Annotated in this window: 13 protein-coding genes and 1 tRNA gene; 6 read left to right on the top strand and 8 right to left on the bottom strand. The window is 71.9% G+C overall.

Translation table 11 applies throughout. The annotated features are described in order from the left end of the window. Window positions 1-550: 550 nt before the first annotated feature. The 3 genes from ACFWVC_RS37400 to ACFWVC_RS37390 all read left to right on the top strand — a co-directional run bounded on the left by ACFWVC_RS37400 (window position 551) and on the right by ACFWVC_RS37390 (window position 3,224). On the top strand, window positions 551-1,123 hold the full coding sequence (locus ACFWVC_RS37400) for a SigE family RNA polymerase sigma factor (RefSeq protein ID WP_384298521.1): 573 nt from the start codon (window positions 551-553) through the stop codon (window positions 1,121-1,123). Then, window positions 1,120-2,256 (top strand): hypothetical protein, encoded by a 1,137-nt coding sequence (locus ACFWVC_RS37395; protein ID WP_384298518.1) that lies wholly within the window; start codon window positions 1,120-1,122, stop codon window positions 2,254-2,256. Before ACFWVC_RS37400 ends, ACFWVC_RS37395 begins: the two co-directional genes overlap by 4 nt. Before the next feature lie 107 nt (window positions 2,257-2,363). Beyond that, window positions 2,364-3,224 (top strand): SURF1 family protein, encoded by an 861-nt coding sequence (locus ACFWVC_RS37390; RefSeq protein ID WP_384298513.1) that lies wholly within the window; start codon window positions 2,364-2,366, stop codon window positions 3,222-3,224. Here ACFWVC_RS37390 and ACFWVC_RS37385 read toward each other — a convergent pair. The 3 genes from ACFWVC_RS37385 to ACFWVC_RS37375 form a co-directional block, all read right to left on the bottom strand. Beyond that, on the bottom strand, window positions 3,180-4,970 hold the full coding sequence (locus ACFWVC_RS37385) for a prolyl oligopeptidase family serine peptidase (protein ID WP_384298509.1): 1,791 nt from the start codon (window positions 4,968-4,970) through the stop codon (window positions 3,180-3,182). The genes ACFWVC_RS37390 and ACFWVC_RS37385 overlap by 45 nt on opposite strands. An 89-nt stretch (window positions 4,971-5,059) precedes the next feature. Continuing rightward, on the bottom strand, window positions 5,060-5,611 hold the full coding sequence (locus tag ACFWVC_RS37380; protein WP_384298505.1) for a DoxX family protein: 552 nt from the start codon (window positions 5,609-5,611) through the stop codon (window positions 5,060-5,062). A 246-nt stretch (window positions 5,612-5,857) separates the two neighbouring features. Beyond that, complete coding sequence (locus tag ACFWVC_RS37375; RefSeq protein ID WP_384298501.1) at window positions 5,858-6,616, bottom strand: DeoR/GlpR family DNA-binding transcription regulator; 759 nt, start codon at window positions 6,614-6,616, stop codon at window positions 5,858-5,860. A 72-nt stretch (window positions 6,617-6,688) separates the two neighbouring features. On the opposite strand from ACFWVC_RS37375, the gene ACFWVC_RS37370 reads away from it, so the two are divergent. Beyond that, entirely contained in the window at window positions 6,689-7,903 is a 1,215-nt protein-coding gene (locus ACFWVC_RS37370; protein ID WP_384298494.1) for an MFS transporter, read from the top strand. A 28-nt stretch (window positions 7,904-7,931) separates the two neighbouring features. On the opposite strand, the gene ACFWVC_RS37365 is transcribed toward ACFWVC_RS37370, so the two are convergent. Then, entirely contained in the window at window positions 7,932-8,300 is a 369-nt protein-coding gene (locus ACFWVC_RS37365) for a YciI family protein (RefSeq protein ID WP_384298489.1), read from the bottom strand. Window positions 8,301-8,409: 109 nt separating this feature from the next. Further along, the gene (locus ACFWVC_RS37360; protein WP_384298486.1) at window positions 8,410-8,799 is read right to left on the bottom strand and encodes a hypothetical protein; all 390 of its coding nucleotides are present in this window, start codon (window positions 8,797-8,799) and stop codon (window positions 8,410-8,412) included. Between the two features lie 264 nt (window positions 8,800-9,063). On the opposite strand from ACFWVC_RS37360, the gene ACFWVC_RS37355 reads away from it, so the two are divergent. Further along, window positions 9,064-9,534: a VOC family protein gene (locus tag ACFWVC_RS37355; protein ID WP_384298483.1), complete on the top strand. Its 471-nt coding sequence runs from the start codon at window positions 9,064-9,066 to the stop codon at window positions 9,532-9,534. Window positions 9,535-9,685: 151 nt separating this feature from the next. Here the strand turns inward: ACFWVC_RS37355 and ACFWVC_RS37350 are convergent, their stop codons facing one another. From ACFWVC_RS37350 to ACFWVC_RS37340, 3 genes are all read right to left on the bottom strand, one after another. Then, window positions 9,686-10,843: a cytochrome P450 gene (locus tag ACFWVC_RS37350; protein ID WP_384298479.1), complete on the bottom strand. Its 1,158-nt coding sequence runs from the start codon at window positions 10,841-10,843 to the stop codon at window positions 9,686-9,688. A 526-nt stretch (window positions 10,844-11,369) separates the two neighbouring features. Continuing rightward, window positions 11,370-11,443: transfer RNA gene (locus ACFWVC_RS37345), tRNA-Pro, on the bottom strand. 89 nt (window positions 11,444-11,532) lie between these two features. Next, complete coding sequence (locus tag ACFWVC_RS37340) at window positions 11,533-12,465, bottom strand: metallophosphoesterase (protein ID WP_384298475.1); 933 nt, start codon at window positions 12,463-12,465, stop codon at window positions 11,533-11,535. Window positions 12,466-12,540: 75 nt separating this feature from the next. Here ACFWVC_RS37340 and ACFWVC_RS37335 point away from each other — a divergent pair, with 75 nt between their 5' ends. Continuing rightward, window positions 12,541-13,002, top strand: a complete 462-nt coding sequence (locus tag ACFWVC_RS37335; protein WP_384298472.1) for a GatB/YqeY domain-containing protein — start codon at window positions 12,541-12,543, stop codon at window positions 13,000-13,002. The last annotated feature ends 113 nt before the right edge of the window (window positions 13,003-13,115 follow it).

Raw genomic sequence — 13,115 nt, 5'->3', positions numbered from 1 at the left:
GGGGCAGGGGCCGCTGAGGCGCGGTCACCCTCCGTCTGCCCCCCCCCGCAACCCGTTGTACCGGTACTGGTACCGTACACGGCCCGCCGTTCGGCCGGATCCGGGGGGGACCGGCGGTCGTGGTGTGCGGGGCTGTGCCCGGCTCTGATCCGCCGCCCGCGCCCGCTGTACCGGCGAGTATCGATCATGTGATCAAAACCTGGTCCGGATCGCTTGAAGGAAACCTGTAGGCGCCAGACAATTTGAGCGCCCTGCGTCCGCAACCGGGCGGCGCACGGGGAGCGTCCTTGTGTCAGCGCACGGGCCTAATGTGCTTCACGCCGGGCACGGTGCAACAGCGCCGGGGCAAAAGGGGCATTGAGGAAGAGTTGGTACGCATGGGGATATGCGCGGCGCCGCCAAAAATGGTGCCTCGGCTGTACAACCCTGGCGGGGGGACGTGTGTCCAACAGTCGTGGCAGAGGCACTCGGCATCGAAACGGCGCTCCTCGGGCGCAGCGCTGCTCCGGCGCGACCACACGCGAGGCGGCCGTCCCGCGTGCCCGGTGGCATGCCGGTGATCGCGCCGTGGCCTGTCGTGCAGACTCCCTCGGGCCGCGACCGGGGGGATGCTGACGACGCGATGTCAGCCGGGACCACCGTCGATCACCTCACCGAGACCTACCGGGCCCACTACCGGTCCCTGCTGGGTCTCGCCGCACTCCTGCTGGACGACACCGCCTCGTGCGAGGACGTCGTCCAAGAGGCCTTCATCCGCGTGCACTCGGCCCGCAAGCGGGTCCGCGAACCGGAGAAGACCCTCGCCTACCTCCGCCAGACCGTCGTCAACCTCTCGCGTTCCGCGCTGCGCCGCCGCATCCTGGGCCTCCGGCTGCTCTCCAAGCCCATGCCCGACATGGCGAGCGCCGAGGAGGGCGCGTACGAGCTGCTGGAGCGCGACCAGCTCAAGGCCGCGCTGCGCACCCTGCAGCGCCGTCAGCGCGAGGTTCTCGTACTACGCTATTTCGCCGACATGACCGAAGCCCAGGTGGCCGAGACCCTCGGCATATCCATAGGGTCCGTGAAGGCGTACGGCTCGCGCGGTATCGCGGCGCTCCGCGTCGCGATGGAGGCCCCGGCATGACCGAACCGAACATCCCCGAGGGCATGGACCAGAAGAACCCGAAGCACCCGAAGCACCCGAAGCACACGGACGACCCGACGGACGGCACCGTGCCGGACGTGACCCCCGCGGCGGGCGAGAGCCCGCGCGCGGAGGCCGAGCCGGACCTGAGCCCCGACGAACTCGCGCTGCGCAGAATGCTGCGCGAGGCCGTGCGGGACATCCAGCCCGGTCCGGAGACGCTGACGCACCTGCGCCGGGCGGTGCCGGCGCGGCGCACGCACCGGCGCCAGCTGCTGGTCGGGACGGCGGCCGCGGGCCTGCTCGCGGTGGCGGCCGTGCCGGCCGTGCTGCACGCCGCGAACCAGTCCGGCTGGGACGCCCCCGACCCCGTGGTCGCCGCCGGAGCCTCCTCGACCACCGGCACCGAGGGCGAGCATTCCAGCGACGGCGGGAAGGGCGACAAGCCGTCCGGCCCCGCCACAGGCGTCGTCACCGAGCCCACGGAGGGGTCCGGCGGCAAGCCCCCGACCCAGGGCACCTCGGGCCAGGACCCGGCCCCGCACACCAGCGAGTCGTCCGCCAGGCTGGACGCCTCGTCGCCGCCGTGCACCGCCACCGACCTGGGCGACGCGGCGGGCTGGGCCGGAGCGGCCGACGCCGCCGGCCGGGTCAGCGGCTACTTCCGGGTGGCCAACGTGTCCGCGGGTCCGTGCAGCATCGACGGCGGCGGCGCGGTCACCGCCACCGCCCAGGGCTCCGCCGACCCCCTGCGGATCAGCGTGCTCGACCATGTGGCGGGCGACGGCAGCGGTCTGCCCGACGGCGGCCCGGAGAAGCTCGTCCTGAAGGCCGGCGCGAGCTACGAGGTCCAGTTCGCCTGGGTCCCGGCCACCGGCGGGGACATCAGCGGCTGCACCGCCCCTCCCTCCTCGCCGACGCCCACAGCCACGGGCAGCGCGGACCCCCCGGCGGGCGAAGGCACGTCCGCCGAGTCGGGCACGACACTGGACGCCGTGCCCGCCGACGGTGCCCCCGCCGCGAGCGTCGAGCTCAGCCACACGCCCGCCGCCGGGTCGCCGGTCGTGAGCACGACCATCGCCGGTGCCTGCGCGGGCACGGTCTACCACACCGGGCCGCTCGCCCTGTCCTGAGCACACTGCCGGGGACGGGGCGTGGACGGGCCGGGACCAAGGCGCGAACCGGGGCGCGAACCGGGGGCGGGTCCGACCGGCCCGTCCGCGCCCCGTACCTTGGAGGGGTGTACCGGTTCCTGCTGACCCCGCGCTGGCTGGGCGGGCTCCTCTTCGTGGTGTGCGCCGTGGCGTTCTGCACCTTCATGGGCAGCTGGCAGTTGAGCCGGTTCGAGGACCGCGTGCAGACGCACCGCGCCGCGCAGGACGCGCCGTCGCGGGACGCGAGGACCGCCGCCGTCCCGCTCGCGGAACTGCTGCCCACGGCCCGCTCGATGGTCACCACGGAGACCTCCGGCCGGATCGTCACCGCCACCGGCCGCTACGACAGCGCCCACCAGTTCCTCGTGCCGGGCCGTGAACTCGACGGCCGCACCGGCTACTACGTGCTGACCCCGCTGCGGGTGACCGGGGGGCAGGCGCTGCCCGTCGTCCGCGGCTGGCTGCCCGGGGACGCGTCGAAGGCGTCGCCCGCGGCGGTACCGGCCGCCCCGTCCGGCGAGGTCACCGTCTCCGGCGCCCTCCAGGCCCCGGAGACGGACACCACCGACGGCGTCGTCACCCGTGGCGGGCTCCCGGCCGGCCAGCTCGGGATGATCAGCGCCGCGTCACTGGTCAACCTGGTCCCGTACCCGGTGTACGGCGCGTGGATCACGCAGACCGAGGGCGTCGCGGTGCCCCTGACGGCCGTGCCGGCCGCCGCACCGGCGGGTACCGGACTGGACCTCAAGGCCTTCCAGAACCTCGGTTACACCGGCGAGTGGTTCGTCTTCGCGGGCTTCGTGCTCTTCATGTACGTGCGCCTGCTGCGCCGCGAGGCCGAGACACGGCGGGACGCCGCGCTCGGCCTCGTGGAGCAGTCACCCGAGGAGCCCGCCGCGGCCTCAGCCGCCGAGGTGCCTTCGGACGAAGTCCAGCTCCAGCTGTAGCTGCTTGATCCGCTCGTCGACCACGAGCGAGCCGTGCCCGGCGTCGTAGCGGTAGACCTCGTGCGACTTGCCCAGGCCCTCCAGCCGCTCGACGTAGTTGTCGATCTGCCGGATCGGGCAGCGCGGGTCGTTCAGGCCCGCCGAGATGTACACCGGCGCCTTGACCTGGCCGACGTAGGTGATCGGCGAGGACGCCTCGTAGCGCTCCGGCACCTCCTCGGGGGAGCCGCCGAACAGCGTGCGGTCCAGGGCCTTGAGGGCCTCCATCTCGTCCTCGTACGCGGCCACGTAGTCGGCGACCGGCACGGCCGCGAGGCCCGCAGTCCACAGCCCGGGCTGCGTGCCCATGCCCAGCAGCGTGAGGAAGCCGCCCCAGGAGCCGCCGGAGAGCACGACGCGCGCCGGGTCCGCGAAGCCGGACTCCACGGCCCACTGCCGCACCGCCGCGATGTCCTCCAGCTCGATCAGGCCGACGCGGTGCTTGAGCGCGTCCGTCCACTCCCGGCCGTAGCCGGTCGAGCCGCGGTAGTTGATCCGCACGACCGCGTAGCCGTGGTCCAGCCAGGCCGCGGGGCCCGCGGCGAAGGAGTCGGAGTCGTGCCAGGCGGGGCCGCCGTGGATCTCGAAGATGGTCGGGAACGGTCCCTGCCCGGCCGCCGGGCGCTGCACGAGCGCGTGCACCCGCCCGCCGGGACCCTCGACCCACACGTCCTCCACCGGAATTGACCCCGGGGCCCGGAAGCCGGGAGCCTCCAGCACCACCGCGCCGGTCGTCGACCGCACCTCGGACGGCGACTGCGCGGACGACCACAGGAACTCCACCGTGCCGTCCGGGCGCGCCGTCGCCCCGCTCACCGAGCCCGCCGGGGTCTCCAGCCGGGTCAGCTCACCGCTCTCCAGCCCGTAGCGGAAGATCTCGCTGCGGGCCTGGTACGAGTGCACCACCAGCAGCGCCGAACCGTCCGGGTACCACTCGGCGGCCACGTCGCCCGGCAGGTCGATCGCCAGCGGGGTCTGCGTGCCGGCCGCCACGTCCCAGAGCATCGGCTCCCAGCGGCCGCGCCGCTGGTGCGCCACCAGCAGCCGGGTGTCGCCCAGCACGGGCGCGAAGCCCAGGCACTCCAGGCCCAGTTCCTCGGTGCCGCCCTTGCTGTCGTCCAGCTCCGCCACGGCGGACCCGTCGGTGCGCACGACACGCAGCGCCGAGTGCATCGCGTCCCCGTGCTCGGTGTGCTCGATCACCACGAGCGTGCCGTCCTCGGACAGCGCGCCGACCCCGCCCGACTCCTCGTGCCGGTAGATCTCCACCGGCTCAGCCCCGGGGCGCGCCACGTGAATGGTCGTGCCCTCCTCGTCGGTGGAGCGGCCCACCACCGCGAGGCCGTCCCGGCCGAGGGCCAGCCCCGCCGGGTACGAGGGCTCCAGCCCCGGCACGGCCGGTTCGTCGGCGCCGCCCTCGAAGGGCTGGCGCATCCACACCCCGAACTCGTCGCCGTCCTTGTCGGCGAACCACCACACCCAGGCGCCGTCCGGCGTCAGGGTCCCGTCCGACGTCCCGTTCGGCCGGTCGGTGACCTGCCGCTGCGCCCCGGTCGTCCGGTCCCACGCGTACAGCTCGTACGTGCCTGTCGCATTCGACACGAAGAGGCTGCGGTGGGGGGCGTCCTCAGCCCACTCCGGCAGTCCGACGCGCGGCGCCCGGAAGCGCTTCTCCCAATCCGGCATACCAGCCATGACGTCGCTCATGACCCCATCCAACCGGATGCGGGCCCGCGGCGGACCGTGGTCGTCGTCACCTCTCGGTCACGGACGGCTTCACCTGTGGCCTTCGGCCCCTACAGGCTGAGCACGATCGCGGATCCGACGCCGGCCAGGCCCAGGGCGACGCCGGCCTCCTTCCAGCCGCCCTTCCCCCAGCGGAACGGCCGGTCGAGGGAGAGCCTGCCCGGGCCGACGGCGGCGACGGCGAGGGCGACGGCCGCGATGCACATCGTGTACTCCAGGCCGCCGTGCATGGCCCACAGGCCGTGCGCCGCCGTGACCGTCACCATGGCGTTGATCATCACGGCGATCAGGGCGGCGGCCGCGAGCGGCGTGAACAGTCCGAGCGCGAGACCCAGGCCGCCGAGGAACTCCGAGAGGCCGCCGAGGACGGCGAAGAGCGTCCCGGGGTGGTAGCCCAGCGCCTCGAAGCCCTTGCCCGTCGCGGTGAGGCCGTTGCCACCGAAGATCCCGAAGAGTTTCTGGCAACCGTGCCCCGCCATGACCAGGCCGACGGTGATCCGCAGGAGCAGCAGCCCGCAGTCGGCGGCCGTCACCGCCGATCGCGTGGGGGCGCGGGCCCCGGAGTCGGGGGCGGCACGCAGTCGTTCGGCGATGTGCAACATGGGTGACTCACTTCCGCACCGGGGTCCGGGCGGTACCGGTCGGCCACTCGGAGAGCCGGTAGAGCGGTTTTGTCGGCATAAGCGGGCTGATGCGTGAATTGCTCTACCGTCCCATCATTACTCCACGCCGTGCGGAAACGTGCCGCGCGCTGCGGCACGGACCGCCGCGCACCGCGCGGCGCACCCCGCCAGACGGCTGGCGACGCGTCACGTCAGGTGCCGAAGTGCCCGCCGTGGAGCGCCGGTTCACACCCGGTGCACGGTCACGCCCGCCGCGGCGATCGCCGCCGTCTCGTCCTCCGGGGCCTGCGCGTCCGTGACCACGGCGTGCAGCGCCGAGACCGGCGCGACGAACGCGAGCGCCGTGCGCTGGAACTTCGCGCCTTCGGCCACGGCCACGACCCGCCGCGCGGAGGCGATCGCGGCCCGCTTCACCGCCGCGTCGTCCAGGTCGTACGCGGTCAGCCCCTCCTTCGCGCCGAGCCCGCAGCAGCCGATCACGGCGGTGTCGAAGCGCAGGGCGGCCAGCGAGGCCTCGGTCAGCGGCCCGGTCAGCGCCAGTTCCCCGGCTCGGGGCCGGCCACCGGGCACCAGCAGGGTGAGCTCCGCCGCCCCCACCAGCGCGTTCACCGCGTGCAGGGACAGCGGCATCACGGTGAGCCGCCGGTGCTGCAGCGCGCGGGCCACTTCCAGGCACGTGGTCCCGCTGTCCAGGAGCACGGACTCGCCGTCCGCCACGAGCCCGGCGACCTCGGCGGCGATGCGCCGCTTGACGTCCAGCCCCTCCTGGGTGCGCAGCGCGAACGGCGGCTCCTCACCGCGCAGCAGCAGGCTCCGTGCCCCTCCGTGATAGCGCTCCAGCACACCCTGGTCGGCCAGGGCCTCCAGGTCGCGGCGGATGGTCATCTCGGAGGCGCCGGTCAGCGCGGCCAGTTCCGCGACGCCGACGCTGCCCGCCTCCCGTACGGCCTCGGTGATCCGCCGGAGCCGGTCTGTGCTCGCCATGGGAGAAGTGAACATCGGACGTGCTCGAAAATCAATCTTTCGCACATCAAGATTGTTCGTTATGTTCGAGGCATGGAGCGATCCCTGCGGGCCGGACGGCTGGCCACCTTCGTCTACTTCACGCTGAACGGCTTCCTCCTGGGCATGTGGATCGTCCACATCCCGGGCATCGAGCAGCGCGCGGGCATCGGGCACGCCCTGCTCGGCTGGCTGCTGCTCCTGCTCGGCGCGGGCGCCTTCACCGGCATGCAGGTCGCCGGCCCGCTCACCGACCGCTTCGGGGCCCGCACCGTCGTGCCGCTCGGCGCGGCACTGTGCAGCGCGGCCGTCCTGCTGCCGGGACTCGCCACGGACGCCTGGACGCTGGGCGGCGCGTTGCTCGTGCTCGGCGTCGGCAACGGCTGTCTGGACGTCTCCATGAACGCCCATGCCGTGCAGGTCGAACGCGGTTACGGGCGGCCGGTGATGTCCGCCTTCCACGCCGCCTTCTCCATCGGCGGTGTGCTGGCCGCGCTCGCCGGCGCCCGCGCGCTCGACCGGGGGTGGAGCCCGGCCGTCACCCTGGGGACGGTCGCGGTCGCGGGGCTGGTCGTCGCCGCCGTGACGGCCCCCGCCCTGCTGCGACCGGATAAGACCACGGCCCCGGCTCCGGCCACGGACACGGCCCCGGTCCACAGCGCCCCTGGCGCCCCCACCCGGCGCCGGACGCCGCAGCGCATCTGGGTGCTGGCCGCCCTCGCGTTCATGGTCATGCTGTCCGAGGGCGTCGCCAACGACTGGAGCGTGCTCCACCTGCGCGACGTGCTCGACGCACCCGCCTCCACCGCCGCCCTCGCCTACGGTGCCTTCGCCACCGCCATGACCGTGGGCCGCTTCCTCACCGACCGCGTCGCGGCCCGCTTCGGCCCGGCCGCCGTCCTCCGTTACGGCGCCGCCACGGCAGCCCTCGGCCTCACCACCGCGGCACTCTCCCCGTCGATGCCGTTGGCACTGCTCGGCTGGACGGTGTTCGGCGCCGGGCTGTCGGGCTGCGTCCCCCAGCTCTTCAGCGCCGCCGGCCACGCCGACCAGGACGCCGCCGCCACCAACGTCTCCCGCGTCGCCGGCCTCGGCTACCTCGGCATGCTCGCCGGGCCCGCCGTCATCGGCCCGCTGACCCGTCTCGTACCGCTCAACGTGACGCTCTTCCTCCCCGTCGCCTTCTGCGTCACGGCAGCGTGCGCCGCCGGCATCCTGCGGCCCCGGCCGGCCGTCGCGGCCCGCACCCCGGAGGTGGAGCCGGTATGACGGCCGGGCCGGGCGGGCGCCGGGCGGATCAGGCCGGGGGCTCCAGCTCGTCGTACTCCACGACCTGCCGCACCTCGACCTCGACCTCGTCGAACAGGTCGGCGTACTGCCGGGCGAGCTCGACCGCCTCCGCCCGGTCCTTCGCGTTGATCAGACCGAAGCCCCCGATGACCTCCTTGGCCTCGGTGAAGGGCCCATCGGTCACATGCGTCGCCCCGCCCCGGGGCTTGCGCACCAACGCGCCCCTCTCGGACGGATGGACGCCCTCCGCCGTGATCAGGATGCCCCTCTCGGACCAGTCCTGGATGAACGCCCCCATCTTCTCCATGAACTCCTGACTGGGGTTCCAGGCCTCCGGGGCACTCTCGTCCAGCCGGTGCATCATGAGAAAACGCATAACCGCTCCCTAGGTGTCCCGGGCTGGGATCCGGTCGCTCCCGGACACGCTGACCAGCCCGTCGTCCACGCGTCGAACGGCGGTGCGCCGGATCGACACGTTCACCGCATCAATTTTCCGGCGTGGCCGTCCCGCCGCCATCGCCGTCGCCCTCGGTCGAGTACGTCCGGTCGCGGTCCCAGCCGACCGCGACCGCCCAGGTCACCCCCGTGCCGGCGGTCACCTTGAGCCGGCCCGCGGTCTTCGTGCTCATCCCCTCGGAGGCGTTCAGGCTCCCGTCGGGGTGCTCCGAGCAGTGCTCCGTGACGATGCCGTACCGGCCCGCGTCCACCGTGAGCGTGCCGTCGCCCTGGCACTGCGTGGCAACCCAGACCGTTCCCCCGCCGGACTTGGGCAGGTCCGCCACCCATCCACCCGTCCGCCGGCCACTCGAAGCCCACACCTTGGCCTTGTCCAGCGCCTCGACAGGGTCCCGCCAGGCCGCGTGGGCAGTCGCCACCGGCGCGGAACCGCGAGCCACCCGCTCCGGGCCGGCGGGCGCCCGGTGCTCCTCCGTACAGCCACTCAGTGCCAGCACAGTCCCGGCACACCCGAGCAGCACGTATCGCCGTATGCCACGCCTCACGGTGAATCCCCCCGTCATCACGGTCATGCCGACACGAGTCACCCTCAGCGGGCGACAGTAGTGGGCGACCGATGAGTTCCGCCGGTCGGGCCGGTCTCTCAGTACGTACGCCATCGAGCGACCGACTGGAGACCCACCATGACGAATCCCGCACACCCCGGCCGCATGCTGTTCGTGAACATCCCAGTAGCGGACCTCGCGCTCAGCAAGGCGTTCTTCGCCAAGCTCGGCTTCGGCTTCAACCCGAAGTTCACCGACGAGACCTCCGCCTGCATGCTGGTCGGCGAGCAGGCCTTCGTCATGCTGCTGAGCCGCGAGAAGTTCGCGGAGTTCTCGAAACTGCCGATGGCCGACCCCACCACGCACGCGCTGGCGTTGTACTGCTTCAGCGTGTCGTCCCGCGAGCAGGTCGATGCGGTCAGCGCCGCCGCTCTCGCCGCGGGCGCCTCCGAAGCGGATGGCGCCGAGGACTACGGCTTCATGTACTCACGCAGCTTCTTCGACCTCGACGGCCACGGCTGGCAGGTCATGTGGATGGACCCGGCAGCGGCGGAGCAGGGTCCCGAGGAGTTCGCCGCCTCCCCGCAGGACGCCGGCACCCCGGCCTGACCGACCAGCAAGTGGCCTGCACGCGCTTTCGTTCGACGTGCAGGCCACTCAGGTGGCGCGGAATCAGACCGCTTGGTCACCCCCAGGACGGGTCCCAATTGGAGACGGGGGTGTTCCTGATGATGCGTCGGATAGCAGCGATCATGGTTGTTCACCTCCTTCCAAGCGTGTGAGCCGGAGCCTTGGTGGTTCGGTGGAGGGCGAAGGGGCGGCAGATCGCGGCGTTGGTCACGAACGGGGACATGTCGCCGCCTGTGACGGTCAGGTGCGCGTCGCTCATGAGGGCGGTCACGGTGTCGACGATCATGGTGTGCGCGACCGCCGCTCCGGCGCAGGTGAACGGGCCGGTGCTGTAGGGCAGGTAGGGGCCGTGTTCATCTGGTTCGGCCCAGCGTTGCGGCCGGAAGATGTCGGGCTGGGCCCAGCGGCCTTTGTCATGGTGCAAGAGGTAGGGGCTGACAGACAGGACTGCGTCCGGCTGGAAGGGGATCCCGCCGAATTCGATGGGGTGGGGGACGGGGCGGCCGACCATCCAGACCACCGGACGATGTCGTGCGGCCTCGCGGACGATCCAGTCGGCGGGCCATGGCCACGGGGAACCCGGCGTGTTGTGGAGGCAGGCCAGTAACAGTGACCACGCCACCGAGTGGCCGACGGTCTCAACGATTGCCGAGTACATCTGCAGGTACAGGTCAGCCACGGCGTGGCTGGTGACCTCGTTGGGGCACGCGCCGATCGCTGTGTCCAGCATGTCGCGCGGCTTGTCGGCACGGATGCCCTCCTCCCGGCGAAGTGTCACGTGCTCGGTCAGGGCTCGCTTCAGCTTCGGGCGCAGCATCTCCACCCGTGCCCGCTGCGTCAGGCGGGGGGCGCGGAGCAATATGCCGATGCGTACGGCTTGATCCATCAACCGGTGCAACGGTGGTGAGACATGGGGGTGCAGGAGCATGTCCGTAGTGCACTGGTACGCCAGCATGGTTCCGGCTGCCGGCCAATGACTCGTCTCGGGCAGTCCGGCCACGGCCCTGGCCACGTTGTCCCGGTACTCGGGCAAACGCGCCCGCATCAGTTGTCGTACGGCGCGGCCGAAGTCGGTCTGGGCTGACCTCGAGGGCAGCAGGTCCCCGAAGAAGGTGGACCTTTCCGCGTTGAAGACCGGATCGCGGAGCACCAGGAGCGCCAGGTCTGAATCACCCACACACCAGGTGCCCCATGGCAGGCGGAACACTCCCGACGGACTGCGGTGACGGAAGTCTTCGATGAACCCCAACGGATCCCGTCGGAACCTGAGCATCTCCATCGTGCTCATCAAGGGCCCCTCCCGCCCCGCTCGCCAAGCACTGTCCAGCACATCGGACGGATCTTGCGAGCAGTAACTGTCGCAACGCACTGTGTATCCACGGTGTTGGCGCCATCGAAAAAACTACTCTTTCCGCATTCTCTTCGCATTTCGGAGAGGGGCTGCCCAAATTTCCTGGTGCCGGCACGTTGTGCCGTCCTGATGCATACGGGTTGCCGGCCTTCGCTTCGCTGTTGGCTACCGCTGAGCCGACCGCCCCAGCCACTGCGGGCTCTGTAGTCCATCGAGCGCCCCAGGGAGTGAAGTTGACGCAGCTTTCGCTGGTGCGGCAACTGCGCTCACCATGCCTCCAGCGTTGGCGAGCGCGCTTTTGCGGGGTGATCGCCGGGGGCGCCGGCGCGATGGACGAGATCTTCGCGCTCGGTGGGGAGGCGGAGCAGGAAACAGCCTGGTCGTCTTCCGGGTGGCTCCCCGTTTGGCTCCCGGACAACGCAGAAGGCACATACTCACGTGAGTATGTGCCCTCTGAACTGGGTCGGGGTGGCGGGATTTGAACCCACGGCCTCTTCGTCCCGAACGAAGCGCGCTACCAAGCTGCGCCACACCCCGGTGTTGCGTCGTGGCCCTACAGCCCGGCGCAACGAGGATTACTCTAGCGGACCGGCCGCTGGAGACGAAATCCGGTTTTCCGTGGTGGCTCAGCCGGCCGGGACGAGGGTGAGGAGCGTGGCCTCCGGGGGGCAGGCGAAACGGACCGGGGTGTACCGGTTGGTGCCGCAGCCGGCGGAGACGTGGAGGTGGGAGCGGTGGCCGCCGGCGTCGTGGGTGGACAGGCCCTTGACGCGTTCCGGGTCGATGTCGCAGTTGGTGACCAGGGCCCCGTAGAAGGGGATGCAGAGCTGGCCGCCGTGGGTGTGGCCGGCCAGGATCAGGGGGTAGCGGTCGGCGGTGAAGGCGTCGAGGACCCGCAGGTAGGGGGCGTGGACGACGGCGAGGGAGAGGTCGGCGCCGGTGTCGGGGCCGCCGGCGACCTCGGTGTAGCGGTCGCGCCGGATGTGGGGGTCGTCGAGGCCGGTGAAGGCGATCTCGATGCCGTCGTCGAGCTTGAGGCGGCCGCGGGCGTTGTTGACCCCGACCCAGCCGGCCATGTCGAAGGCGTCGCGGACGTCCTCCCACGGGTTGCGGGTGACGCCGACCGCCGGGTCGGTCTTGCCGTTGAGGCCGTGGACGCCGCGGGCCCGCTCGATCAGGTAGCGGGCGGGGTTGCGCAGCTTGGGGGCGTAGTAGTCGTTGGAGCCGAAGACGTAGGCGCCGGGAAGGTCCAGCAGCGGGCCGAGGGCGTCGAGGAGCTCGGGGACGCCGTGCGGGTCGGAGAGGTTGTCGCCGGTGTTGACGACGAAGTCGGGCCGCAGCCCGGCCAGCGACTGCAGCCAGCGGCGCTTCTTGTTCTGCCCGCTGACCATGTGGATGTCCGACAGCTGCAGGACGCGGACGGGCCGCATGCCGGCCGGCAGCACGGGCACCTGCACCCTGCGCAGCCGGAAGGACCGTGCCTCGATGCCGGCCGCGTACGCCACGCAGGCGGCGCCGGCGGCCGTGATGCCCAGGGGTACTCCGTATAGCGCGCGCATGCACCCATGGTGGCAGACGGCTCGTCAGCGATAAATCTCCGGCCCTCCCGGCAGGGACCTGGCAGACTCGACGCCATGACCACCACGCTCAAGCAGCGTCTGCACGACGACCTCACGGCTGCCATGAAGGGACGGGACGAGCTCGTCACGTCCACCCTGCGCCTCACCCTGACCGCGATCACCAAGGAGGAGGTCGCGGGCAAGGAGGCGCGCGAGCTCTCCGACGACGAGGTGCTCCAGGTGATCGGCCGCGAGGCCAAGAAGCGCCGGGAGGCGGCCGAGGCCTTCGAGCAGGGCGGCCGCAAGGAGTCCGCGGAGCGGGAGCTCGCCGAGGGCGAGGTGCTCGCCGGCTACCTGCCCAAGCAGCTGGACGACGCCGAGCTGGCCGGGATCGTCGCCGCGGCGATCAAGGAGTCGGGCGCCGAGGGGCCCCGCGCCATGGGCGCGGTGATGAAGATCGTCAACCCGAAGGTGAGCGGCCTCGCCGAGGGCGGCCGGGTCGCCGCCGAGGTGAAGCGGCAGCTCGCGGGCGGCTGAGCGCCCGTCCGCCGCACCGGTGCCGCACCGCGCGGCACGCGTACCGGTGCCGTGCGGACGACGAGGACGTGCGAACCGAAGAAGGGGCGCCCCGGACCGATGCGGTCCGGGGC

This window comes from Streptomyces sp. NPDC058691 (assembly GCF_042714775.1).
Classification (GTDB): Bacteria; Actinomycetota; Actinomycetes; order Streptomycetales; family Streptomycetaceae; genus Actinacidiphila.
The sequence above is the reverse complement of the archived record's forward strand: the minus strand, read 5'-3'. Positions and strand labels throughout refer to the sequence as shown.